Source organism: Desulfovibrio desulfuricans DSM 642 (assembly GCF_000420465.1).
GTDB classification, from domain to species: Bacteria; Desulfobacterota; Desulfovibrionia; order Desulfovibrionales; family Desulfovibrionaceae; genus Desulfovibrio; species Desulfovibrio desulfuricans.
The window spans coordinates 37194-61090 of record NZ_ATUZ01000014.1 but is presented as its reverse complement, the minus strand read 5'-3'; the positions used below and the strand labels follow the sequence as shown (position 1 = coordinate 61090).

The 23897-nt window shown below is 58.2% G+C and carries 20 protein-coding genes and 1 pseudogene; 6 read left to right on the top strand and 15 right to left on the bottom strand.

Features of this window, described 5'->3' with window-relative positions:
- Window positions 1-147: 147 nt before the first annotated feature.
- Both G449_RS16550 and fabF read left to right on the top strand, forming a co-directional pair.
- Window positions 148-576, top strand: coding sequence for a MarR family winged helix-turn-helix transcriptional regulator (locus G449_RS16550; protein ID WP_022658874.1), 429 nt, complete (start codon window positions 148-150; stop codon window positions 574-576).
- Between the two features lie 85 nt (window positions 577-661).
- A complete protein-coding gene (fabF, locus tag G449_RS0108450) occupies window positions 662-1894 on the top strand; it encodes a beta-ketoacyl-ACP synthase II (RefSeq protein ID WP_022658873.1) in 1233 nt (410 codons plus the stop codon).
- Window positions 1895-1959: 65 nt separating this feature from the next.
- Here the strand turns inward: fabF and G449_RS0108445 are convergent, their stop codons facing one another.
- From G449_RS0108445 to G449_RS0108420, 6 genes are all read right to left on the bottom strand, one after another.
- Window positions 1960-2868, bottom strand: a complete 909-nt coding sequence (locus G449_RS0108445; RefSeq protein WP_022658872.1) for a PP-loop family protein — start codon at window positions 2866-2868, stop codon at window positions 1960-1962.
- A 90-nt stretch (window positions 2869-2958) separates the two neighbouring features.
- A complete protein-coding gene (locus G449_RS0108440) occupies window positions 2959-4200 on the bottom strand; it encodes a glycosyltransferase (protein ID WP_022658871.1) in 1242 nt (413 codons plus the stop codon).
- Window positions 4200-5150 carry an aminotransferase class IV gene (locus tag G449_RS0108435; protein WP_027180831.1) on the bottom strand — a complete coding sequence of 317 codons (951 nt, stop codon included), beginning with the start codon at window positions 5148-5150 and terminating at the stop codon, window positions 4200-4202. The genes G449_RS0108440 and G449_RS0108435 overlap by 1 nt, the downstream gene beginning before the upstream one ends.
- A 59-nt stretch (window positions 5151-5209) precedes the next feature.
- Window positions 5210-6256, bottom strand: coding sequence for an aspartate-semialdehyde dehydrogenase (locus tag G449_RS0108430; protein WP_022658869.1), 1047 nt, complete (start codon window positions 6254-6256; stop codon window positions 5210-5212).
- A gap of 225 nt (window positions 6257-6481) precedes the next feature.
- Window positions 6482-7846, bottom strand: a complete 1365-nt coding sequence (gene asnS / locus G449_RS0108425; protein ID WP_022658868.1) for an asparagine--tRNA ligase — start codon at window positions 7844-7846, stop codon at window positions 6482-6484.
- Between the two features lie 105 nt (window positions 7847-7951).
- A complete protein-coding gene (locus tag G449_RS0108420) occupies window positions 7952-8395 on the bottom strand; it encodes a DMT family transporter (RefSeq protein WP_022658867.1) in 444 nt (147 codons plus the stop codon).
- A gap of 259 nt (window positions 8396-8654) precedes the next feature.
- Between G449_RS0108420 and G449_RS0108410 the strand changes: the two genes are divergently transcribed.
- Complete coding sequence (locus G449_RS0108410; protein WP_022658865.1) at window positions 8655-9131, top strand: hypothetical protein; 477 nt, start codon at window positions 8655-8657, stop codon at window positions 9129-9131.
- A gap of 241 nt (window positions 9132-9372) precedes the next feature.
- Here the strand turns inward: G449_RS0108410 and G449_RS0108405 are convergent, their stop codons facing one another.
- The 4 genes from G449_RS0108405 to G449_RS0108390 form a co-directional block, all read right to left on the bottom strand.
- On the bottom strand, window positions 9373-12210 hold the full coding sequence (locus tag G449_RS0108405) for a diguanylate cyclase domain-containing protein (protein ID WP_159060457.1): 2838 nt from the start codon (window positions 12208-12210) through the stop codon (window positions 9373-9375).
- A 141-nt stretch (window positions 12211-12351) separates the two neighbouring features.
- Window positions 12352-13257 (bottom strand): hypothetical protein, encoded by a 906-nt coding sequence (locus G449_RS0108400; protein ID WP_027180829.1) that lies wholly within the window; start codon window positions 13255-13257, stop codon window positions 12352-12354.
- 23 nt (window positions 13258-13280) lie between these two features.
- Entirely contained in the window at window positions 13281-14558 is a 1278-nt protein-coding gene (locus tag G449_RS0108395; protein ID WP_022658864.1) for an adenylosuccinate synthase, read from the bottom strand.
- A 202-nt stretch (window positions 14559-14760) separates the two neighbouring features.
- Window positions 14761-15126, bottom strand: a complete 366-nt coding sequence (locus G449_RS0108390; protein WP_022658863.1) for a hypothetical protein — start codon at window positions 15124-15126, stop codon at window positions 14761-14763.
- Between the two features lie 314 nt (window positions 15127-15440).
- Here G449_RS0108390 and G449_RS0108385 point away from each other — a divergent pair, with 314 nt between their 5' ends.
- From G449_RS0108385 to G449_RS0108375, 3 genes are all read left to right on the top strand, one after another.
- Window positions 15441-16718: an AICARFT/IMPCHase bienzyme formylation region gene (locus G449_RS0108385; RefSeq protein ID WP_022658862.1), complete on the top strand. Its 1278-nt coding sequence runs from the start codon at window positions 15441-15443 to the stop codon at window positions 16716-16718.
- 267 nt (window positions 16719-16985) lie between these two features.
- On the top strand, window positions 16986-18632 hold the full coding sequence (locus tag G449_RS0108380; protein WP_022658861.1) for a cobyrinic acid a,c-diamide synthase CobB: 1647 nt from the start codon (window positions 16986-16988) through the stop codon (window positions 18630-18632).
- Between the two features lie 17 nt (window positions 18633-18649).
- Complete coding sequence (locus G449_RS0108375; RefSeq protein WP_027180828.1) at window positions 18650-19843, top strand: glycosyltransferase family 2 protein; 1194 nt, start codon at window positions 18650-18652, stop codon at window positions 19841-19843.
- Window positions 19844-20116: 273 nt separating this feature from the next.
- Here the strand turns inward: G449_RS0108375 and G449_RS18780 are convergent.
- The 5 genes and pseudogenes from G449_RS18780 to atpB all read right to left on the bottom strand — a co-directional run.
- Window positions 20117-20428: pseudogene (locus G449_RS18780) on the bottom strand (nitroreductase family protein); the annotation flags it as partial.
- Between the two features lie 136 nt (window positions 20429-20564).
- Window positions 20565-21365: an adenosylcobinamide-GDP ribazoletransferase gene (locus tag G449_RS0108365; RefSeq protein WP_022658858.1), complete on the bottom strand. Its 801-nt coding sequence runs from the start codon at window positions 21363-21365 to the stop codon at window positions 20565-20567.
- A 6-nt stretch (window positions 21366-21371) separates the two neighbouring features.
- The gene (locus tag G449_RS0108360) at window positions 21372-22013 is read right to left on the bottom strand and encodes a redox-sensing transcriptional repressor Rex (RefSeq protein WP_022658857.1); all 642 of its coding nucleotides are present in this window, start codon (window positions 22011-22013) and stop codon (window positions 21372-21374) included.
- A gap of 675 nt (window positions 22014-22688) precedes the next feature.
- Window positions 22689-23012 (bottom strand): ATP synthase F0 subunit C, encoded by a 324-nt coding sequence (gene atpE, locus G449_RS0108355; RefSeq protein ID WP_022658856.1) that lies wholly within the window; start codon window positions 23010-23012, stop codon window positions 22689-22691.
- A 126-nt stretch (window positions 23013-23138) separates the two neighbouring features.
- Window positions 23139-23843 carry a F0F1 ATP synthase subunit A gene (atpB, locus tag G449_RS0108350; RefSeq protein ID WP_022658855.1) on the bottom strand — a complete coding sequence of 235 codons (705 nt, stop codon included), beginning with the start codon at window positions 23841-23843 and terminating at the stop codon, window positions 23139-23141.
- Window positions 23844-23897 lie beyond the last annotated feature (54 nt).

Below are 23897 nucleotides of genomic sequence, written 5' to 3'. Positions count from 1 at the left end.
TCGCCGCACCGGAACAGCCGGGGTGGCTCAATTTGAATGGAATTGAAATCTATTTTCAAATTATGACGAAGTCAAGCGCATTGGTTGGTATTGACATGGGTCGTGCATCGAATAAAGTATGTACATACATGAAAACGCGGAGCACCCATGCAACTGCCTTGTCTTTTTCTCCAAATCCGAAAGGCGGATCGGCAACTCAACCAGCTTTACGGCAAGTTTCTGGCGCGCAACGGAATGCGTATCACCCAGTATGGTTTGCTGCGGGCGATTGCAGGTCTGGAGGAGCCTTCGATAACGGAGATTGGCCGGGTTTTGGGCATTGACCAGACAACCGTGACCAGAAATGTGGAAAAGCTGGAAAAAATGGGTTTTGTTGCGAGTGCCCCAGGCCCGACGGATTCCCGCAAAAAGATCATGCAGTTGACGGCCCTTGGTGCAGACAGTCTCAAGGAAGCTCACCCTCATTGGGAAGAGGCGCAGCAGCTTATGATTTCAGAAATGGGGGACGATGATGTCCAGGAGTTGTTGCGACTGTTGCTCAAGGTTTCCGGGATTGCAGAAAAGGACAGCGCCTAGCGCATGCTGCAATTTTTGCGAGTTTTTGGGCTTTGTGCAGTTATATTCATGTATATACATATAAATTAACAGGCCAGGAGACGCCATGCGTAAAGTAGTTGTAACAGGCTTTGGGGTTATCTCTTCTTCAGGAAACGACCCTGAAACCATGTGGAAGAACATCAGCTCCGGAAAATCCGGCATCAGGTATATGGACGATTCTGTGTTTGATGAATCCCCGGTGAGGATCGCCGGGAAGGTGGACGATTTTTCGGCAGAGACATATTTTTGCGCAAAGGACGCAAGAAAATACGACAAATATATCCAGTTTGCCGTTGTTGCTGCCTTGCAGGCCGTTGAAATGTCTGGTCTGGAAGGTGCCGATTGGGATCCGGAACGCGCCGGGGTTTATGTGGGTTCTGGCATCGGCGGCATAGAAACGATCATGAAAAATCATGAAGCATTTCTGGCCAAGGGCGCACGGCGGGTTTCGCCTTTCATGATTCCCATGATGATCGTCAACATGGCTTCGGGCGTGGTTGCTATCAGAACGGGCTTTAAAGGGGCGAACTATGCGCCTGTGTCCGCTTGCGCCACTGCCAACAATGCCATCGGCGAGGCATTTTTGAGCATCGCCCACGGGCAGGCGGATGTCATGCTGGCAGGCGGAAGCGATGCGGGTATTCAACCGTTTTTGCTGGCGGGTTTTTCCAGCATGAAGGCTCTTTCAACCCGCAACGATGTGCCGGAGCAGGCCAGCCGTCCTTTTGACAGCGGGCGTGACGGCTTTGTCATGGCTGAGGGCGCTGCTGTGTTGCTGCTGGAGGAAGAGGAACATGCCCGCCGCCGTCAGGCGACAATCCTTGGCGAGGTGGTTGGGTACGGAGCAACGTGCGATGCGGGACATATCACATCGCCAGACTTTCAGGGCGGAGCGCGGGCCATGGAAATCGCCATACGCCAGTCTGGCGCTTCCGTGGCAGAAATTGGCTACATCAATGCTCACGCCACAGGGACAAAGGAAGGCGACCGATCTGAAGCCGCAGCAATCAGGAGCGTTTTTGGCGACAGCCTTAAACCGGTAAAGGTCAGCGCCACTAAGTCCATGACAGGGCATCTGTTTGGGGCGGCTGGCGGCATTGAAGCCATCATTACTCTTGAGGCTTTGCGGCATGGTCTGTTGCCGCCGACAATAAATCTGGATGCACCCGATGCGGACTGCGATGTTCCGCACATTTGCAACCGGGCCGAGCAAACATCCACCTGTTATGCGCTCTCCAACTCTTTTGGTTTTGGGGGGCATAACGCTTCGCTCGTCTTCAGGAAATATGAAGAATAGACGGTAGTAAACGTGCAAAACGGCCCGGCAGATGCCGGGCCGTTTTGCACAAAGTGATGTTCTTTCTAGCCCTCGTCAAGCAGGGCGGCGCGGATGCGGCACACGCCGCAACGGTCGCCGGAGGATGTGGGATAGCCGCATTCCGTGCACGGGGCCAACTCCAGGCCTTCCTCCGCCTCACGGCGGGCAAAGACGGGCCGCCCGCGCGCGAGAAAACCCTGATAGAAATCCAGCTTGCGGCCAGGCATGGCGGCCTCGAGGTTCTGCATCAGACCCTTGAGCGTGGTGAAGCTCGCGCCGGGGCTGTACGGGCAGGGGGCGTAGTGGTTTTCTATGCCCATAAGAAAGGCGTAGTTGGCCGTTTCAAATTCCGAAAGCCGCCACAGGGGCTTAACCTTGCGCGAAAAGCCGTGTTCGCTCTCCAGCCGTGGCCCCTGATCTGAAAGATACGAGGTATCCCAGCGCAGGGTGTTGCTGAAAAGACGGGCCACTTCATCGTCCAGGTTATGCCCGGTTGCGAGGGCGTCAAAGCCTTCGTCCAGAGCGACCTTGTTGAAGAAATGACGCTTGATCTTGCCGCAGGCCGAGCAGATGGGTCGGTGCAGCCTTTCTTTGACCAGCGGAATGGACAGGCCTTCTGCGGCCATTTCCTTGACCATCAGCTTGAGGCCGTGCTTGGCGCAGAAGCGTTCAACCACGCCGCGCGCCGCAGCGGAAGAAACCGGAATATCCAGATCAATGTGCAGACCGGTTACGTTGTATCCCTGACGGGAGAGCTCAAGCATGAGCGCCAGCGAATCCTTGCCGCCAGAAAGGGCCACCAGCACACGCTCATCGCGGGTAAACAGCTTTTGGCCTTCAATGCCGCGTTCCACCTGGCGGGCAAAAAAATCCTTGTAACAGTCGGGGCAAAAGGCGGCGTTGTGGCTGCGCAGAGCCACCACGGCCTCGGCTTTGCAGATTTTACATTTCATACGGTTCCTGTATGTGTTTGCGGTATTGTCCCACGTTCAGGCGGCATGCTGCTGCCACTGGCGCGGGGCGCGCTGATGATAGCTGGCTGTTTATGACTGCACTGGGGCTTGCGGCGGGCTGTTTTTTTCAAGCCAGCCAAGCTGGCTGCACCAGCCTTCGTGCCGGGTGCAGGTTGCAAGGGCAAAGGATTCATGGCTCAGGCCGGGCCGCAATGCGTTGCCCGCTTCCACAATACGGCGGCGCTGGGCTGCGTCTGTCATGACGTTTATCATGCATTCGGCCAGCGACTGCGGATTGTTTTCTTCAAACATGCAGGCGGCATCGGGGGCGGCGGCAAGCCGCTGCTCATGCAGGGCGCTCTGTCCGCAGATGACGGGCGTTTGAGCCGCCTGCCCAGCCCCGAGTGTTTCCGGCAGTTCGTCGGGCGCGGAGCCGGGCGCTATCCATGCATGGCAGGTGCGCAGCAGGTGCGGCAGGCTTTGCTCGTTGAGCAGGCACAAGCGCGACTGCACACCCAGCGATTCCGCCTCGTCCAGTACTTCCTGAAAGCGGGGTCCACCCCCGGCGGCGCGTACTTCCCATGCGGGCAAATCGCGGCGTTGCCAGATGGCGGCCATGGCCCGGATGACAATATGCGCGCCCGAGCGGGGCGTGAGGGCATCGCCCATGCAAAAAACAAAACGCTGGCCTTCTGTTGGTTCTGCGGGCCATTCGGGCGCAGGCTCGAAACCTTCAATGCTCATGCCCGGCGCTGCCAGTGTGAGCGTGTCGTCCGTCAGGGGCAGCGCGCGTTTTTTGGGGCCGCGCCACGCCGTTTCGCCCTCGGTGATGCCGCTGGCTTTGGCAATGCGGTCGCGCACATAGCTGGAGCCGCAGAGTATTTTGTGGGCTGCCAGCATTCCCTTGCCAAAGCAGACTTCCGGGCGCGGCGCGCGCAGCAGAAATGCATGGCTCAAAAGGGTGGAGGACGGGGGACGCATGGTCAGCACCCGGCGGCCAATGGCCATGCCGCTTTCTCCAAAAGTCTGCACCAGCAAGTGCTTGTGCTTGCGCTGCCAGAGCCACAGGCGCATGAAATCCATTGGCCCGCCTGCCGTGAGTATGGGCAGGTTCAGCGCGGCGGCGCGGCGGTGCAGGCGTGAATTCTTCTGGCACAGCAGCATGGGGGCCAGCCTGCCGCCGTCGCGCATGGCGCAGGTCAGGGCCAGCGCGTGGTCTTCTTCCAGCCGGGCAAGGCGCATGGGCGCGCCCTGTTCTGTCCAGTGGCGTTGCTCTTCGGGTGAGGCGGGGCCGTCAGTGGTCTGTTGCAGGGCAATAAGCAGAACACGCATCAGAGGGGCGCGCCTTTTTTCAGCATATAGTCCAAAAGAACATCCTTGAGCCACAGGGCCACAGGGCCGGGCTTGCCAGCATGCGCGCCATGGCCCACGGGCTTGCCGTCAAAATGGGTGATACCGACGCAAAGGGTGGAGCTGGTGAACAGCAGCATTTCACTGGCGCTGTCTATGGCCGCGCGGGGAATGGGCATCTGCACGACGGGCATGCGCTCTGCGGCAACTTCCATGGCGGCCAGCAGGGTGGTGCCGGGCAGAATACGCCTGATTTCTGGGCAGATCAGGCGGCCCTGCGCGTCCACAAGGCCCACGTTGGCCACGGCGGCCTCGCCCATGATGCCATTTTCGTCAAAGGTCACGGCCACGTCCATGCCCTTTTGGCGGGCTTCCATCGCCATGAACACATTGGGCAGATAATTGGTATTCTTGATGCGGGCCAGATATTCCTGCTTGGGCGGGATGGCGCTGGCAAATGCTGTGAGGCCTTTTTCATAAAAAGCCGCTGTGGGCAGAGCCTTTTTGAGGGCCACAATGTACAGGCCAGCCTGCGGGCATTCTGCGGGCGAAATGCCAAATCCGCCGGGGCCGCGGCTCAGAAAAACGCGCAGATCGCCATTGTCCACGCCTGCGGCAAGGGCCACATCAATTATGTGTTGGCGCAGGGCTTCCCAAGTGCAGGGCGGCGTGATGGAAAGGGCCGCAGCGCCGTCCACCAGACGGGCCAGATGCGCATCCAGCCCGAAAATTGTGCGCTGGCGAAAACTGATGCTTTCAAAAAGGCCGTCGCCGCGATGGCAGATATGGTCATCAATGGGCAGCAGCAGAAGACGCGGGTCGGTGCAGATATGCCCCACCCGGTGGTCATAAAAAGCGAGAACCTGCTCCGACCCTGGCCGGGGCGCGGAAAGCAGGGCCTTGAGATATGTTTCAGCGTCTACAGCTTGCACCGCAAAGGCCTCCAAAGCGCGCAGGCGCGCGGGTCAGCTAAACCCGCGCGCGCAGGCAATTACTTCAGGAACACGTTTTTGTCGGTCACGCGCAGCAGGTCGCGCTTGATCAGTTCTTCGCCGATCTGCACGGCGTTGAGGGCTGCGCCCTTGCGCACGTTGTCGGCCACAATCCAGAGGTTCAGGCCGTTTTCAATGGTTTCGTCCTCGCGGATGCGGCCCACGTAGGTTTCATCCTCGCCCACGCAGTAGGAGGGCATGGGGTACATGAGTTCGCGGGGATTATCGACCACGCGCACGCCCGGAGCCTGCGAAAGCATGACGCGGGCATCCTTGGCTGTGAGCTTCTTTTCGGTTTCAATGTTCACCGATTCGGCGTGGCAGTAGAACACCGGCACGCGCACACAGGTGGCCGTAACCTTGACCGAAGGATCTTCAAATATTTTGACGGTTTCATGAACCATCTTCATTTCTTCCTTGGTGTAGTCGTTATCAAGGAAGACATCGATGTGCGGCAGCGCGTTGAAGGCAATGCGGTAGGGGTAGGTATTGCATTCCGTCTCGCGGCCGTTGAAGAGGTCGCGCACCTGGCGTTCCAGTTCTTCAATACCCTTCTGCCCGGTGCCGGAAACCGCCTGATAGGTGGAAACCACAACGCGCTTGATCTTGACGGCGTCGTGCAGGGGCTTGAGCACCACCAGCATCTGGATGGTGGAGCAGTTGGGGTTGGCAATGATGCCGTTGTGGCCTTCAAGGGCGTGGGCGTTGACTTCCGGCACCACCAGAGGGCAGCGGTCGTCCATGCGCCATGCAGCGGAATTGTCCACCACCACGCAGCCAGCCTTGGCCGCATGCGGGGCAAATTTTTGCGAAGTGCTGCCGCCAGCGGAAAAAATGGCCAAATCAATGCCCTCAAAGACATCTTCTTTAAGCTCTTGCACGGTCAGCTCTTTGCCGCCATACGGCACTTTGGTGCCCGCAGAACGGGCGGACGCAAAGGCGCGTATTTCAGTGGCGGGAAAGTCCCTCTCGTGCAGGGTCTTGAGCATTTCACGGCCTACGGCGCCTGTGGCGCCTACAACGGCTACAGTCAGCTTCTTGCTCATGGTATTTCGCTCTCCTTGGGCGATGGGCGGCGGCTCGATGCCTCCAAAAAGGTGAGCGCGTACTATACCCGGCAAAAAGGCAAATGTGAAGGGCATGACGGCCCCGCTACGGCGCTGGCTCGGCTTTTTTGGCGCTTTTTGCGGTTGGCGGTACAGGCGGATTGAAAAAAATCAGCCCGCTGCTTTCGCAACAGGCTGGCTAAAAGGGATCTTGCCGGAATCGTTCTAGAATTCCAGATTGCCCGGCGTACGGGGGAAGGCAATGACGTCGCGAATATTGGTGATGCCGGTCAGCATCATGAGCAAACGCTCGAAGCCAAGGCCAAAACCGGCATGGGGCGCTGTGCCGAAACGGCGCAGATCCATGTACCACCAGTAATCTTCCGGATTCTGGCCGAGATCCTGAATGCGGTTGGTCAGACGGTCAAGGCGCTCCTCGCGCTGCGAGCCGCCGATGAGTTCGCCGATGCGCGGCACCAGCATGTCCATAGCGGCAACGGTTTTGCCGTCGTCGTTCTGGCGCATGTAGAAGGCTTTGATTTCCTTGGGGTAATCATACACAGCCACAGGCTTTTTAAAATGCTCTTCAGCCAGATAGCGTTCGTGCTCGGTTTGAAGGTCTGTGCCGAATGAAACAGGGAAGGCAAATTCCTTGCCGCATTTTTGCAAAATTTCCACGGCTTCCGTGTACGAAACGCGGGCAAAGGGCGCAGCCACCATGCCCTTGAGGCGTTCAATGAGACCCTTGTCCACAAAGCTGTCAAAGAGTTTGAGGTCGGATTCGCAGTGGGCGAGGGCGTGTTCGATCACATGACGGGTAAGGCTTTCGCCCAGTTCCATGAGGTCTTGCAGGTCGGCAAAGGCCATTTCCGGCTCGATCATCCAGAACTCGGCGGCGTGGCGCGGCGTATTGGAATTTTCGGCGCGGAAGGTGGGGCCGAATGTGTACACGCGCCCAAGACCCATGGCGAGGGCCTCGGCCTCAAGCTGGCCGGAAACAGTCAGGTTGCACTGGCGGCCAAAAAAATCGACGGCCACATCCTTGTCGCCGGGTTCAAGGCTGGTGACGCGGAACATTTCGCCCGCGCCCTCGCAGTCCGCCCCGGTGAGCACCGGCGTATGCACCCATGAAAAACGGCGGCTCTGGAAGAATTGATGCACAGCCTGGCCCGCTTCGGAACGGATGCGAAATGCCGCGCCGTATTTGTTGGTGCGGGAACGCAGGTGCGCAATTGTGCGTAAAAATTCATCAGAATGGCGTTTTTTCTGCAAGGGGAAGGTCTCGGGATCAGCCAGGCCGAAAACAGTGACGCTCTGCGCCCTGATTTCCCACAGCTGCCCCTTGCCGGGCGAGGCCACAAGTTCGCCCGTAACGCTGATGGCGGCGCCCGTGGCGGCCTGATCAAGCTGCTCATGGGCGGTGGTGCCCGCGTCAACAATGCACTGCATGTTGCCGAGGCAGGAGCCGTCGTTGACCTCCACAAAGGAAAATTCCTTGGCATCACGGCGGGTGCGGATCCAGCCGCATATGGTGATGGAGGCTTGAGCCTCGGTCGCTGCCAAGGCGTCTATGATAAGGGTTCTTTGCATGGCATGTTCCTTGTGATGCGGCAATTTGCAGACACTGTAGCCCTTAGTGCGTCGCAGCTCAAGATGGCGCGCGCAGTGAAAGCCCTGTGCTGGATCCACCTTGCGTTAAAACACCCGCACAAGCCATGCACCCGCAAAAAGCAGGGCAATGCCCGCAAGGCGCAATGGCGAAACAGGGTGTTCGGGAAAGCCCACGAGGGCATAATGGTCAAGCAGCACAGAGGCCATCAGCTGGCCCGACAGCATGACGGCGGTCATGGTGGCAGCCCCAAGCCGGGGGGCAAGAAAGATGGTGCAACTCACAAAAATTGCGCCAAGCACGCCACCTGTCCACATCCACCACGGAACAGCGGAAAGCTGAGAAATGGAAGGCCATGTGTGCCTTGCCGCCAGGCTGTATACCCACAGCGCCAGCGTACCCACGGCAAATGAAACAAGCGCGGCCTGCATGGGTTCGCCCAGAAAGCGCCGCAGCAAGTTGTTTATTCCCGCCTGCACAGGGAGGCAGCAACCGGCCCCAAAAGCCAGCAATAAAAGAATGTGCTTCATGAAAAAATCCTTTGATCGGTGTCATTACCCCGATGGGCTTGAGCGCGGCAACATGGCGGCAGGCAAGGCAAACCGGGTCAGGGCGCGGACTATATACATTTTTGCCCGTTTGCGCATGAAAAAATACCCGCTTCACCTTTTTCTAAAGATTATATAGAATGGATCAAGGTCAAGAACAAATCAGTTTCCTGCGGGCGTTCTGGTGGCCTTGCCCCGGCATTCGCTGACAGCGGGTATATTCTGAAATTGAGGGAGAGGCATGAAATTTTTTTTTGGCGTTTTTACCCTGATATGCATTCTGGCGCTCACAGGCGTGGCCTTTGCGGCTACCCCACAGGCAGGCAAACCCGTGCAGGACAAGCCAGAAAAGACCGTTGACCGCGTGACCACGGTCAGCGTGTCGCTGGAAGGCACAGACAGCATTGGCGCGCGCCTCGGCACCAAGCTCAAGGAGCGCTTCAACCAGAGCAGCCTGTTCACCCTCAATGATGATGAAGAAAAAGACATCCCCAAGCTCTACGTCATGGTGAGCACGCAGCCTGAATTTGCCGGTCGCCCCGCTGTGGGTTCCGTGTATTCGGTATGCTGGGTGTTCAAGCAGGGCCGTGGTTACCTTGGCTACCTGCTGGCCCGGGATCTTGGCACGGCGAGCGTGGAAGATGTGGACGGTCTGGTGGACAAACTGGTGGAACGTACTGACGGCATAGCCGCCAAGTACAGCAGCCTGTGGAAGTAACAGAGGGCCAATGCTTGGCGCTTGCAGCAACATGCTGACGAGCATTGAGACTGGTGAATTTTATCGGCTGACCTGACGGCTCGAACCAGGGCCGGGAGTGTACGGCTGAATCGAACAAGCTTCCTTCCAACCCCGCGCGCGCCGAAATTTGTGGCGCAAATAAAAAGGCTTCCCACGTGGCGGGAAGCCTTTTTATTTATAGCGGCAAAATAAGACGCGTTCCAAAAGCCCATTGCAGGGATTACGTTGCTGCGCCTTCGCTAACCTGCTTGGTCGTATTTGTTTCGTCAGCCCAGGCTTCAGGAGTTTCATCATAAAAGCGGTAGCAGTTCTTGCCAGCCTGCTTTGCCAGATACTGCGCATTGTCCGCGCGGTGCAAGGCCACATCGTAAGACGCCTCGGTGCCGTCAAACAGATAGATGCCTATGCTCGTGGTGATCTCCACGCGCTGACCCTCGTGCTCAATAAATTTGTGCAGTTCTGAAAGCAGAGCCTCGGCCCGTTCCTTGAGCGCCACGCGGGTGATATCCCTGACAAAAACGCAGAATTCATCGCCGCCGAAACGGCCCACAGCATCAGCATTGCGAAAGATGCGTTTGAGGGCATCACTGGCTTCAAGCAGGGCGGCATCACCCCTGACATGCCCAAAGGTGTCATTGATCAGCTTGAAATTATCCAGGTCAAGGAAGAGAAGCGCGTCTGTCTTATCCTGCTGCGGTTTTGCGGGCATGGCTGCGCATATTTTGTCGCGGAAGGCGGTCTTGTTCAGCAGATCCGTCAAACTGTCGCGCTGGGTGCGGCGCTCAAGCTCGGCACGGCGTCTCACTTCTTCATCAATATCAACAATTTTGCCCACAAGGCGCAAGGGTGCGTCTTGCTTGCTGATGCGTGTGGCCTGCACTCGGCACCAGATATAGCGCCCCTCGGCAGTGGGGATGCGCATGACTGCAAAAGCAGTAGGGTTGCCGCTGCGGATGCGCCGTCGCAGTTCGTTGAGGGCGGGCAGGTCTTCAGGATGGATGATATGCCTGTTGGTTGGGCGGCCGGTTTCGTTAAAGAGGGGCGTGGCCTCCCTGCCGAATTTCAGCAAAAAGTTCGGCGAACAGCGGAACTGGCGTTTTTCTGTATCCACATCGAAAAAAATGTCCTGCGACTGCTCAAGCAGTATCCGGTAGCGCTCCTTTTCCTGCTCAAGCTCTTCCTGCATGCGCTTTTGCTCGGTGATGTCCACCACCACGCAATCAATGGAGCGGTGAGCCTTCTCATCGCCGGAAAATGTGCCGCGCAACAACAGGGGCAGCCATTGACCATCCTTGTGGCGAAGCCTCAGTTCCGTGGTGTTTGTCACAGGGCCGCTTTTTTTGTCTGCCAGCATGTCCAGCAGCTTTTTTGTGTCGTCAGCATGCAGCAGATCAATAAACGCGGTAGTCTGCGGCTTGTCGGCCTCGTAGCCAAGCAACTGCCAGAATCCATTGTTGGCATCAAGAATCAGCAAGGGAAGCTCTGTAGATATGCTGATGACGCCGCCGTTGATGTTGTCGGCTATGTGGGCAAGGCGCTGCTCGCTGGCGATCTGGTTCGACAGACTTTTGCGGCGAAGGTGCAGGGCGTAGGCAACAAGAGCCGAAACAAAGAGCATCAGCTCGGCTACAACCATCAGCAGCGAGCGGTTTTCATACACAATATCCGCCAGTGTCGGAGAAGTAGCTGCCGCTGCTATATTGCTGGAAATAATCTGTGTCCGGCTCTTTTCATCAATGGTCAGCAGGAGGTTGTTCAAAATGCCCAGCAACATATCAGGCAGCCCCGGCCTGATGGTCAGGCGCGCTTCTTCAACATCGCTGTAGCTGGTGACAGGATTGAACTCGCTGAAACGCGGGGAGCTCGTAAGGTTATTGAGAACCATGGAATTGCCCAGAATGGCGTTGGCTTCGCGTCGGCCAGTGGCAGTCAGGCATGCTTCCTCATCAGAAAAAAGCTTGATGACCGCATTGGGAAACGTGCGGGAGGCGTACTCTGCCGCATTATAGATGCTTGCCGGTACTGCCAGTGTAAATAACGTCTCTTGTTCCAGTTTCGCGTCAGGCTTGGCGTATAGGTACAGGCTGCTGCGCGTCAGCGGCGCGGTCAGGCGGAAATTCTTGTGGGATTGAAGGGCTGAAGAGGGAAACGAACCAAAGGCCATATCCAGCTTGTTCTGGGTATAGGCATCTGTAAAATTTGCGGGGCGTACAGCATAAGGCTCAAAAGTAACCTGCAAACCGCTGCGCGCTGCTGCATCCCGCAGGATGTCCGGGAGGGTGCCACGTGCGTTCCCGGTCACAGGGTCCTGCCACGAATAGGGCTTGCGGTCAGGATCATAGCCCACGCGCAGGGGCGGCTGCTGGGCAATGTAAGTCAGTTCCGCCCGTGAAAGCGGCGTCTGAAACATGCGCAGAAGATACATGCGCCCCAGGCGATACTCCAGATCGGGTTGCTCCATCTTGAGCTGCACCATGGCCTGCTCAAGTTCCTGCATAAGTTTTGGGTTTTTAGGTGAACCTATGTAAAAAAAAGGCGTGAGCTTGCACTTTGCCAGAATTTTTTCGTCATTTCGCAACGAGAGTACGGTTTCCAGAATGGCGTCCACCTGGCCGGAATGCATGGCTTCCCGCAACTCTTCCCTGCCGGGGTACTCCACAATGGTGGGCATTGTGCCGCCGCGCTGCCTGATAAAGTCAGCAAAATCCTTAAGCCAGATGGGGTTGCCCATGCTCCCCACGCGTAATTGCGCGAGGCTTTCCAGATCATCGTAAATAACCTGTGAATCTTTGGGGGCCAGAATGGCCGTATAGGAAGTGCCGCCGGGGTATGCGCAGTAGAGATACTGGCGGGCGCGTTCAGCCGAATACCGGGCGGGCGTGCAGATGTCGACCTCGCCTTTATCCAGCGCGGCCAGGCAGGCGGCCCAGTCTTTTTCAACAACGTAAACTATGTTCCATCCCGTATAGCGGGAGAGCTGGGTCAGATAATCGGGAATGTACCCCACAACCTGCCCATCGTCTACGCGGTTGAACTGCGAAATAGGGGGGAGGGCCACACGCACGGTGCGATGTTGTTCGGCAAAGGTTGGCTGAACAGTAATCTGTAGCGTGCACAATAAGGCAAAGCAGAACAGGAGCGTAAGAAGGAAAAAATGCCTGTTGCCCATATGCCTTAACCCCGTGACGCAGAACGCCTGTTACGATTGACCCGCCATACGCCGCAAGGCAAAAAGCCGGGCCGCCAGCGCCTCAAGGATTCTGGCCGGAGTAACTCCGTAGTTCAGGGCATCCTGAGCTTCGGCAAACCATTGGCAGGCTACCGCACGGGCCTTGCCGCGCAGCCCGGCCAGAGCCGCATCCAGCGGGCGCGCCGGGTCATGCCTGTCTGAAAGTATTCTGCTCATGGCCTTTTGGCAGCACAGCAGCAAACGGGTAGCCCCTGCTGCGTCGATGGCTCCCTTGGCAGCAACACGGTCAAAAAAACCTTGCCCTTGAACAAGAAATTGCGCAAGGGCGTCTTCCCAAGGGCGCATGTCTTCATCCTCGGCGCGGCTGTCAGGCCAGGGCAGCGTGAGGCAGAATGAGCGGGAAACCAAGGTGGGCAAGAGCTGTTCGCGCTGGGGCGCAAGCAGAACGAAGACAGTGGTGCTTGAGGGTTCTTCCAGGGCCTTGAGCAGGGCATTGGAAGCTTCGTCGCGGGTGAGGCTGAGCCCCATCAGTATAACAACCCTGCGTCCCTGTCCGTGCGGAGCATCCCGCAGGCGAACCTTGAGTTCGCGCACGCGTTCCATGTTGAACGCACGGACAGGGCCAGGGTTTTCTTCATCTTCACGGTTGCTTATGCGACCGTCATACGCTGCCAGATCAAGATGCTCGCCAGCGGCAATCTGCATGCACACCGGGCAGGTCAGGCAGGGCGCGCCCGATGTTTCCGCCTGCGGGCAGTTGATGCGGGCGGCCCAGTAGCGTGCCGTGTCAAGGCGCTGGGCCTCGCTGCCGCCTTCAAGCAGCAATACCTGCGGCGGAGTCGCACCCAGATTGTCGAGTACGCTCTTCAGCCGGTCAAAGGCGTCATCAGCTATGGCGGGCAGCAGGGTGTTCATGACCTGTAAGGCCGCTACGCCTCCTAGCGCACGATGGTCTGGCGGCGATCTGCGCCCACCGAAACCAGCGAAACCTTGACGTCCGTCAGTTCTTCAATGCGGGCGATATAGGCGCGCACAGTGGCGGGCAGCTCTTCATAGCTGGCGCACTGGGTGATGTCTTCTTCAAAGCCGGGCATTTCTTCGTAGATGGGCGTTACGCTGCCAAGGGAGCATTCTTCCTGCGGCAGATAGCTCAGGCGCTTGCCCTTGTATTCGTAGGCAACGCAGATTTTCAGCACCGGCAGGTTCTGCAACACGTCAAGCTTGGTCAGGGCAATGTCCGTGAGCCCGTTCAGGCGAACGCTTTCGCGCAGCACCACGGCATCCAGCCAGCCGCAACGGCGGGGACGGCCCGTGGTGGCGCCAAATTCATGACCCTGTGTGCGCAGGTAGCTGCCTGTGTCGTCCAGCAGTTCGGTGGGGAAGGGGCCGGAACCCACGCGCGTGGTGTAGGCCTTGACGATGCCCACAATGCGGTTCAGGGCCGAGGGCGCAATGCCGCAGCCAGCCGATGCATTGCCCGCCACCGTATTGGATGAGGTAACAAAGGGGTATGTGCCGTGGTCGATATCAAGGTGAATGCCCTGAGCGCCTTCAAAAAGGATGTCGCCGCCTTCGGCCTGCGCTTCCTGCATGCGTTCTTCCACCTCGGTGAGGTAGGGAACAAGGCGCGGCGCAAGTGCCAGCAACTCTTCACTCACGGTGTTCTCATCGAGAGGTTCAAATTTGTAGAGGTCGCGCAGCAGAACGTTTTTTTCCTGCAGGGCGTGGGCCACCTTGGCGCGAACAAGATCCGGGTCTGTCAGGTCGCCTGCGCGCAGGCCCACCCGGGCGGCCTTGTCTTCATAGCAGGGGCCGATGCCGCGGCCAGTGGTGCCGATCTTGTGCCCGGCGCGTTTGGCTTCACGGGCCTGATCCAGACTTTTGTGATACGGCATGATCAAATGGGTCTTCTTGCTGATGCCAAGACGCGCGGGCGAAACGTCAATGCCTCTGGCGGCAAGGTGATCCACTTCTTCCAGGAACACATGCGGGTCGAGCACAACGCCGTTGCCGATGAGGCAAATTTTGTTTTCGTGCAGTATGCCGGAGGGGATAAGGTGAAGAATGGTTTCCTCGCCCTGCACCTTGATGGTGTGCCCTGCGTTGTTGCCGCCCTGAAAGCGGACTATAACGCGGCTCTGGGCGCTCAGCATATCAACAATCTTGCCCTTGCCCTCGTCGCCCCACTGAGCGCCGATGATGACCGTATTCGCCATGGTGTTACCTGCCTGCAATGCCGCCGCGCAACGGCGGGTGATGTAAGGCGCGTTCGTACGCCGGGCGCGACAGATCGACCGAAGGGAGTCTACCCTACGGCCCCACTGCCGCTAAAGCGGGACGCAAAGCCTTTGATGGTACGTATCCCGTATGCAACTGTAAGTCAAATGACTACCCAGGGCCATCTAATCTGCATGCGCGTCAACTTTCGGGCTTGGGGTCAGTCTGTTCCCTTTCGCTCGATCTGGAGGGCTTAAACTCAAGCACCCTGCACTTGCTGGCCGCCGGGGCGGCCTCCGGCCCTTCAAGCTTAAATTCCGGCATGGGATTGACCGCGCCTTCAGGCTCCTTGCCAAGCGGCTGCGCCTGCCTGGCCCAGTGGTAGTTGAAAAGCTGGTTTTTCCAGCGTTTAGCCTGAATCAGCGAAAATACGAGCGTAGCTTCTTCCCACCTCTTGGTGGGTTCAAAGCGGCTGGCCGTCGTAGCATATTTGCTCCACAACGACATAAGCGAGGCTTCGTCAATGGCGTCCAGTTGCTGGGCCAGCCTGACAAGCAGCTTTTCCATATTACCTCCCATGTAACGAGGTACTGTAGTGTGCGCATGAAATTTCGTCAACGCGGGCGAGGGCCGGGCAGGTTTGCCGCCATGCGGCGTCAGGCTGCGGCTGCCGCGGGTCAAATACCATAAGTGTACGCTCCCCTTGCCAGACGTGCGCCTTTCTTGCCTGATGGAATCCCCTGCCTCCTGCCGATGGGCTTTGCCGCACCGCAACCTCCAGGCCGCCCCAACCGCCGTCAGCAGCGAATCGGGGCTGGTTGTCCGGCATGTTTTATGGTATGCGAATGCCTCACTTGATCGGCGAACATCTGGAGGCAAGCATGTCGGATCTCAAGTCCATGTACAGCACCGTCCACAAGGACGCTTTCCCTGACACCATGACCATCATTCTGGGCGATGAAAAACTCGTCTACCAAAAGCGCACCTGGACGCTGGACAACGAGGAGAAGGGCCTGCGCTACGGCGAAAATCCCGACCAGCCCGCAGCCCTCTACGCTCTTAAGGAAGGCACCATCACGTGTGGCGGTCTGAACTGGCGCGGCCCCGGCAATGGCATTGTTTCCGCGCTTACCGAAAGCCAGATGATTCAGGCAGGCAAGCACCCCGGCAAGACCAACCTCACGGACGTGGACAACGGGGCCAATATTTTGCAGTACCTCACCGAGCGCCCCGCGGCGGTGATTCTGAAGCACAATAACCCCAGCGGCGCGGCCTGGAGCAATGACGGCATTGCTGCGGCCCTTGAAAAGGCCTTCTGGTGCGACCGCATCGCCGCCTTTGGCGGAGCCGTGGTTGTCAACCGTCCCTTTACCCGCGAAGCTGCGGAAATTGTCGCCGCCAACTATTTTGAAGTGGTTGCCGCTCCCGCCTTTGAAGAAGGCGTAGTGGATATCCTCAAGGGCCGCAAAAATCTGCGCATCATGGAACTGCCCGGCCTTGGGCGGCTTGAAGAACTGACCAGCTCGGCCTTTCTTGACATCAAGAGTCTGGCTGACGGCGGCATTATTGTGCAGAAGTCCTTTGTGAACCGCATTCTTGAAGCCAAGGACTTTTTGCCCGCCACCGCCACCACCAAGGAAGGCGTTTCTGTGGCCGCCCGCGCTCCCAGCAAGCAGGAACTGGACGACCTGCGCTTTGCCTGGGCAGTGGAAGCCGGGGTTACGTCTAATTCCGTCATTTTTGTGCGCGACGGCGCCACCCTTGCCATCGGCACGGGCGAACAGGATCGCGTGGGCTGCGTGGAACTCGCCATACATAAGGCGCACACCAAGTATGCAGACACGCTTGCCTTCCGCGAACTCGGCCTGTCGCTCTATGAACTCAAGGAAAAGGCCGCCGCCGATGCGGCTATGGCCGCCAAGCTTGCGGATATTGAAAGCCGCACCGAAGCCTCCCACGGCGGGCTGGCCGGGTCTGCGCTTGTTTCGGACGGGTTCTTCCCCTTCCGTGACGGGGTGGATGTGGCTGTGGCCCAGGGCGTTGCGGCCATTGCCCAGCCCGGCGGCTCCATGCGCGATGCGGAAGTGATTATGGCCTGCAACGAGGCCAAGCCGCAGGTCGCCATGGTGTTTACGGGGCAGCGCTCCTTCAAGCACTAGGGCAGCGCGCAGTCAGTGTTCGAAACTGCGCTGTTATGAATGGCTTTTGTCCCTGACTCTGTCAGGTGCGCGGCCCGGCCCGGTCAACGTGGATTTTCGCGTTCCGGCCGGGCCGCAAGCCTTTGAGGCTAAGAACTGCGCCATCTCTTGTGCAAACTAATTGGGCGCAATACCATTGAGAGCACTGCTCCACAGGGCCGCCGCATGCAACACTCCTTGCCACAATCCGACCTCTCTCACTCTGCCTGCGGTTTAGCGGCTGTATCCATGCCCCGGCTGTGCGTATCGGCCCTTTCTGGCGGCGGCGGCAAAACATTGCTCTCCCTGGGGCTCACGCGCGCCCTTGCCGCGCAGGGGCATACGGTCAAGCCCTTCAAAAAAGGGCCGGACTACATTGACGCCGCGTGGCTGACCATGGCCGCCGGAAGGCCCGCCACCAATCTTGATCCCTACATGCTCCAGCCAGAACGTCTCAAGGCCCTGTTTGCACATGCCATGCGCAAAACACAGGCGCAAAGCGGCGTGACAGAAGTGCTCGGCATGATTGAAGGCAACCGGGGGCTTTTTGACGGCATGGACGTGGCTGGCTCATGCTCCACAGCGGAACTGGCGCGTATGCTTGGCTGCCCCATCATCCTCAGCATCAACTGCACAAAGATGACGCGTACGGCAGCGGCGCTGGTGCACGGCATGACAACCTTTGAGCCGGGGCTGCAATTTGCGGGCGTGGTGCTCAATCAGGTGGGCACGGCGCGGCACGAAGCCCTGCTGCGCAAGGTTATTGAGGAATATACGGATGTGGCAGTGCTTGGGGCCCTGCCGCGCCTGAAAGATAACCCGCTGCCCGAGCGCCACATGGGGATTGCCTCCTGCGGCGATGATCTTTCCCCTGAGGCCCGTGCCGTGCTCGACAAGCTTGGCGGCTTTGTGGCCGAACACATAAATCTTGATGCCGTGATGGCTGCTGCCCGCGCGGCCGCCATTGCCGATCCCTGGCCGGAACAGACCGAGCCGTTTTGGTCAACCAATGGGGCGGTAGATGCGGCGGTCGGCATGGCGGTGGAATGTTTCAGTTCTGCGGAAGCGCCAACGGAAGCGCCGCTCACGGATGCCTCCACTCCGGCTGAAAATTCGGGCGGCAGGTTGCCCGATGTACAGGCCTCCATGCCAGTCTGCCGTCCGCGCATAGCCTATGTGCGCGACAGCGCCCTGTGGTTTTATTATGAAGAAAATCTTGAGGCCCTGGAGCGTGCTGGTGCGGAACTGGTGCGGCTTGAGATCGTGGGGCCGCATTCCGGCGTCTGGCCCGCACTGCGCGGCGAAAAACCGCAGCATGACGAGGCTGGAGCAATAGACGGCCTCTACCTGGGCGGTGGCTTTCCCGAAGATTGCGCTGCGGACCTCAGCGCTTCGCCCCACCTGCGCACCCTGGCAGCATGGGCTGGGGCTGGCCTGCCCATCTATGCAGAATGCGGTGGTTTTATGTTGCTGGCGCAAGGCATAGAACGCGAGGGCGTGCTTTGGCCCATGAGCAATATCTTCCCCGTTGTTGCCCAGTTTTGCGGCAAACCACAGGGCCTCGGCTACGTGCACGGAACAGTGGTGGAGGAAAATCCATTTTTCCCCAAAGGGCTGGAAATTCTGGGGCACGAATTTCATTATTCGCGCTGCTGCTGGCAGGGCGCTGCGCCCCGGCACGGCCTGCGCCTGCGCAAAGGGCAGGGCATGGGACGTGAGGCAGAGCCGGACGGGCAGAAAAAAGGCGAAACTGCCAAGCTGACCAGCGCGCCCGCTTTGGACGGGCTGTTGCGGCAGAATGTCTGGGCTTCGTATACGCATATTTTTGCCCCGGCAGTCCCCTGTTGGGCCCCCAATTTCGTGGCGGCTGCCGCCCGTTTTGCTCAGGGGCGCTGATGCCCGGAGGTGCTGAAATGTCGGAAGCAAGCCGTGTTTCTGTGGTCATTCCTGTCTGGAACCTCTGGGACATGACAGAGCCTTGCCTGCGTTCGCTGGCCGAGCATTCCGCTGGAGAAAACATGGAAGTGGTGGTTGTGGACAACCACTCCACAGATGCCACGGCTTCAGGACTTGAACCCTTGGGCGAGGCCCTGTTCGGCACGGCATTCAAGGCCGTGCGCATGACTGAAAATGTGGGTTTTGCGCGGGGCTGCAATGCCGGGGCTCAGGCGGCTGGCGGCGATCTGCTGTTTTTTCTCAACAACGACACAACGCTTACCCCGGACTGGCTGCCGCCCCTGCGTGCGGTCATGTCCGATCCCAAGATCGGCGCGGCTGGGCCGTTGCTGCTGTATCCTGACGGCACCGTGCAGCACTGCGGCATCTACGTGAATCCCTTCAATGCGGTGGGGCACCTCTACGAACACCTGCCCGGCAGCTTTGCCGCAGCGCGCAAGCCCCACCCCTTGCAGGCCATCACCGCCGCGGCCATCATGCTGCGCAAGGCGCAGTTTGAAGCCTGCGGCGGCTTTCATGAAGGGTTTCGCAACGGATTTGAGGACATTGACCTGTGCTTTGCCCTGCGTGCGCAGGGGCTGAAACTGCGGGTGGAGAGCCGCAGTGTCATTTACCATCATACAAGCCGGACGCCGGGCCGCTTTGCCCATGACAGGGAAAATTGCACCCTGCTCATGCAGCGCAAAGGCGGAGCCGTGCGCCCTGATGAACACGTGCTGGCAAAACTGGATGGATACGATCTGTGTATTGGTGAAAGTCTCGATACCTGGATGGTGCTGCCCGAGAAACAGCAGCAGCGCATCAGCGCGGAGTTCTGCGGCAAGCCCTTTAACAGCGAAGCCTGCAAGGCTTTGTTGCGTGTCGAACCTCTTTGGCTTGAGGGCTGGCTCTTGCTGGCCCGGCATCAGGAGCAGGCGGGCGACCTTGTTGCCGCAACGGGCACGCTTATGGAATGTCTGCGGCTCATGCCCGACCCAAGGGTATGTAAACAGTTGTCGCAGCTTGATCCCCAGGCCGTATTTGAGGGTGGCACGTGCGACCCGGCAATGGCAAAGGCCCGTGTGCAGCAGGCGCGCCGTGCGGCTTATGCCAACGGCGACACAGCTCTTGCCCAATTGCTCGGCCAGTGGCTTGTGGAGCATGCTGGCTGAACAGGGAACTCTCCGAAAATGAAAGAAATCGCGGCAGAGACAAGCTCTGCCGCGATTTCTTTCATCAATTCAGGCTATAATAGACTAGAATCGTGCAATAATCAGGTCTTCAAGACTCCGCTTCGGCACATAATGGACGCCTTCAGTATCACGCCAGTAGGCAGTTGCGCCGCCCTCGGGCATGGGGGCCACAACGCGCTTTTCCTTGGCAACGCCAAGGCCCAGCACCAGGGCGATTTTCATGTCTTCCGGTACGTTCAGCAGGGAGGGTGCGGCCTGATGGTCAAAAGACTGGATCATGCAGCAACCCCAGTTTCGGCTGGTGGAGGCAAGCTGGATGGTCTGGGCCGCAATGCCCACATCCATGCAGGTCAGTTCCTTGCCGGTCTTGGGCATAAGAATGGCCACAAAAGCTGTGGGGCGATCACCGGGGTGCGGGCCGCCCCAGTCTTTCAGCGCGCCTGCCCAGCGGGTGAGAGCGAACAGCTTTTGGCAGGTTTCGCCGTTGCCCACAAGCATGAAGCGCAGTTCCTGCCCGTTTTTGGCGGAGGGGGCGAGGCGTGCGCAGTCCACAAGCCATTCCATGTCGGCCATGCCAAGCGGCTGGTCTTCATAAAAGCGGCGGCAGGTGCGGGCCGCTTCCGCAAGCGCTTTAAAATCCATAGCTGGCTCCTTGGTTATTCCGGGGCAAACCCGGTCGTTTGCGTCAGTCGGACTCAGCTTACACTGTTACCAACAGGAACCACAACTGGCTCCACTGGATACACGCGCCAAGAAAATCTCCGGAAACTCCGCCGTGTTCCCGTGTAGTGTCGATCAGGCTGTGGATCAGCAGAAATTCTCCAAAGGCCAGCAGGGGCAATCGCCAGAATGGGCAATCGCCCAAAAGCAGAACCAGCACAAGCATGCCCGTTGCCAGCACAACTTGCCAGCGGGCCAGTTGTGGGCTTGAACCAGCGCAGGCAAGGCCGCCGAGCGAGCGTTCATCATGCGGCACGCTATATGCCGCCAGCCAGATGCAGGCTGCGCGGCCCCATGCTGGCGCGAGCAGGGGGGCAATCCATTGGCCGTTGGAAAGGTGCCATGTGAGAGCCAGCCATAATCCGCTGAAGGCAACAAGCAGATGCAGCGCACCGAATGCACCCAGGCGGCTATCCCGCAGCACGGCCCAGAAGCGCTCGCCGCTGGCTCCACTGCTCACGGCGTCGCCAAGGTCTGATAATCCGTCCCAGTGCAGGCCTCGCGTTGCCCATATTTCGCAGAGCATCCAGGCCCAGGCGGCAAGGGCGGCGGCAAGGCAGCGGCCCGCGAAGCCTGAGTCTGGGGCGTTAAAGACCCACAGGCAGAGAAAGGCGGCAGCCGTGCAAAGTGCGCCAAGCGCCAGACCCACCGGGGCAAAAAAAGGCATGGCCGCGCTGAAGGAATCTGCGGTGCAGCAGGGTCGGGGGGGGACAAGGCGGGTCAAAAAAGCCAGGGCGTCATGAAAGCGCCCTGGCCAGGATGTCACAGAAGTGAGTGTCACGTTTGGTTACCGTGTCTGGGGATGGTTGAACGCCAGCGCGTAGAGATGGTGGAAAAAGTCCACGTACTCCACGTTGATTCTGTCCGGCACCTTGATGCGCGAGGGGGCAAAGTTCAGAATGGAGGTAATGCCTGCGTCCATCAAGTGCTGCGCAGCCCTTTGCGCCCGCTCCGGCGGGGTGGTGATGATGCCGATCTCGATGTTCAGATCGGTCACCATATCCTTGAGATCACGAGTGCAGTGCACTTCAAGGCCGTGGACAATTTCGCCGATTTTAAAGGGGTCGCAGTCGAAAATGCCCACAATATTGAATCCGCGTGAGCGGAATTCTCCGTGGTTCAGGATGGCCTTGCCGAGGTTGCCAACGCCAATCAGCGCCATGCGCCATTCGCGGTCAACGCCCAGGGATGAGGTGATGGCGGCAATGAGCGATTTGACATGATAGCCAACGCCACGGATGCCGAATTCGCCGAAGTAAGCAAGGTCTTTGCGCACCTGCGAGCCGTTGACGCCGCAGGCCTCTGCAAGGGGATTGGATGAAATGACTTCGACACTGTCACGTGCGAAATTTTCCAGCACCTGAACATATGTGGCAAGGCGCTGGATAGTCGCGCGTGGGATGTGTTTGCTCTTGGGTGGGTTGACCATGTTGTACCTTCTGGGATGCCAAGCGTGTCTTGTTGTTACAAACTTTGTGAATTTGATTTTATAGCAGAAATACACACAGGCGCAAGCTTTGTGAATACATGGCGCGCATGGCAGGCAACTTCGCTAAATAGCAGGAAAAGAAGAGTGTTATGCCTGCAATATTCAGCTGGGATCAAGGGCGGTGGAGCCGTGCCTTGGCTTTTTCCTGCTGACTTTTTTGATAAAATTTATTTCACCACTTAGCAAGTTGCAGCTAACACCGCGTCACAAGTTTGCCATCTGTTATTTCAATACGTTAGGCTCTAAAAGCTATGTAGAACAAAATCTATACCATAAAAGTTAACAAAGGTTAAGCCTCTTACGAAGCTTACTGAATGCTGACTCAAAGAAAGGTATTTGCTGCAAGCAGATAACTGTCTTTCTCTATATATCAAGTCTATCCGTGTGGAAGTGTGTACTCAACAATGTTTGACTTTTCTTGGCAGGTGTTGTGACTGAGGCAAAGTTTTATCTTCATGGCTTTTACTGTTGCTGGCAGCTTGGACAACAAGAAATTGCTGGTTGGAAGCAGTATCGGGTTCGGATCGATAGCTGCAGGCGTAGCAGATATGACCTGAAGCAAATAAAAAAGGCGGCCCAAGGGCCGCCTTTTTTACAAATCAATGTGATCCGGACTTACGCGTAGGGGTTGGCGTACAGCAGGATGAAGCTGATAACCAGGGCGTAAATGGCCAGCGATTCGATGAAGGCGAAGGCCAGAATCATGGTACCGGTGATCTTGCCGCTCACGTCAGGGTTGCGGGCAACGCCTTCGCAGGCGCCCTTCAGACCAAGACCCATGCCGATGCCGCAACCGAAGGCGGCAATGCCGATGCCAAGAGCGGCGGCCAGGCAGGTGTAGCCCAGAGCCGAGGCGTCGAGCTGGTTGGCAGCAAAAGCCATGGTGGCCATGCCGAGAAGGGCCACGGTGTTCAGGGCGATCATCAGAAACTTACGCATGAGACACTCCTTGCACTGTTGTATTGTTGGGTCGTTATCGACCATTCCCCACTATGTGTCGTGTGTAACGTCCCGCAATTCGCCGATGTTTATTCGGCGGGCCGCAGGCAGCCCGTGGCTATCGGCCTAATGCTCGGGAGCTTCAAGCGCGCCCTTGATGTAGAACATGGTCAGCATGAAGAACACGAAAGCCTGCATGGTCTTGCCCAAAAGGAAGAGGGCGTAGATGGGCAGGGTACCGAGTATGGGAGCCATTACGAAGAACAGCACCATAACGATTTCTTCACCGCGGATGTTGCCGAAAAGACGGAGAGAAAGCGAAACCGGGCGCGAAAGGTGCGAGACCACTTCAAGCGGAAACATGAGCGGAATGAGCACCTTGGAGGGGCCGGTAAAGTGGTGGATGTAGTGCGCCTTCCAGCGGATCAGACCCACGGCGTTGTAGAACACAAGCACAAACACCGCCATGCACACGGTGGTGTTGAGGTTGGCCGTAGGAGCGTCAAAGCCGGGCACAAGGCCCATGAGGTTCATGCCAAAAATGTAGATGAACATGCCAGCCAGGAGGCCCACGAACTTGCGTCCGTGCTCACCCATGGTGGCAAGGATGAAGTTCTCGATGGTATCCACCAAGGCTTCGAAAAAGTTTTGTAAACCTCCGGGAACCATGGTCAACCGACGGCGCATGATCAACGCTACGGTGAACAGAATGGCCATACAGACCCAGGAGTAGAACACATGTTTGAATTCCACCATCGTTCCACCGATGGCGATCTCGTCCATGCCCATAAATGTGGAGAGCAATACCGGATGCGGCAAACCACCTGCCATGAGCCATGCCTCCTGGTGAGTACGCGCCAAAGCGCGGCGTTAATGTTAGACCCG

Coding starts and splice junctions, on each gene's coding strand:
- G449_RS16550 (WP_022658874.1), top strand. CDS start 148: ATGCAACTGCCTTGTCTTTTTCTCCAAATCCGAAAGGCGGATCGGCAA.
- fabF (WP_022658873.1), top strand. CDS start 662: ATGCGTAAAGTAGTTGTAACAGGCTTTGGGGTTATCTCTTCTTCAGGA.
- G449_RS0108445 (WP_022658872.1), bottom strand. CDS start 2,868: ATGAAATGTAAAATCTGCAAAGCCGAGGCCGTGGTGGCTCTGCGCAGC.
- G449_RS0108440 (WP_022658871.1), bottom strand. CDS start 4,200: ATGCGTGTTCTGCTTATTGCCCTGCAACAGACCACTGACGGCCCCGCC.
- G449_RS0108430 (WP_022658869.1), bottom strand. CDS start 6,256: ATGAGCAAGAAGCTGACTGTAGCCGTTGTAGGCGCCACAGGCGCCGTA.
- asnS (WP_022658868.1), bottom strand. CDS start 7,846: ATGCAAAGAACCCTTATCATAGACGCCTTGGCAGCGACCGAGGCTCAA.
- G449_RS0108420 (WP_022658867.1), bottom strand. CDS start 8,395: ATGAAGCACATTCTTTTATTGCTGGCTTTTGGGGCCGGTTGCTGCCTC.
- G449_RS0108410 (WP_022658865.1), top strand. CDS start 8,655: ATGAAATTTTTTTTTGGCGTTTTTACCCTGATATGCATTCTGGCGCTC.
- G449_RS0108400 (WP_027180829.1), bottom strand. CDS start 13,257: ATGAACACCCTGCTGCCCGCCATAGCTGATGACGCCTTTGACCGGCTG.
- G449_RS0108395 (WP_022658864.1), bottom strand. CDS start 14,558: ATGGCGAATACGGTCATCATCGGCGCTCAGTGGGGCGACGAGGGCAAG.
- G449_RS0108390 (WP_022658863.1), bottom strand. CDS start 15,126: ATGGAAAAGCTGCTTGTCAGGCTGGCCCAGCAACTGGACGCCATTGAC.
- G449_RS0108385 (WP_022658862.1), top strand. CDS start 15,441: ATGTCGGATCTCAAGTCCATGTACAGCACCGTCCACAAGGACGCTTTC.
- G449_RS0108380 (WP_022658861.1), top strand. CDS start 16,986: ATGCCCCGGCTGTGCGTATCGGCCCTTTCTGGCGGCGGCGGCAAAACA.
- G449_RS0108375 (WP_027180828.1), top strand. CDS start 18,650: ATGTCGGAAGCAAGCCGTGTTTCTGTGGTCATTCCTGTCTGGAACCTC.
- G449_RS0108360 (WP_022658857.1), bottom strand. CDS start 22,013: ATGGTCAACCCACCCAAGAGCAAACACATCCCACGCGCGACTATCCAG.
- atpE (WP_022658856.1), bottom strand. CDS start 23,012: ATGCGTAAGTTTCTGATGATCGCCCTGAACACCGTGGCCCTTCTCGGC.
- atpB (WP_022658855.1), bottom strand. CDS start 23,843: ATGGCAGGTGGTTTGCCGCATCCGGTATTGCTCTCCACATTTATGGGC.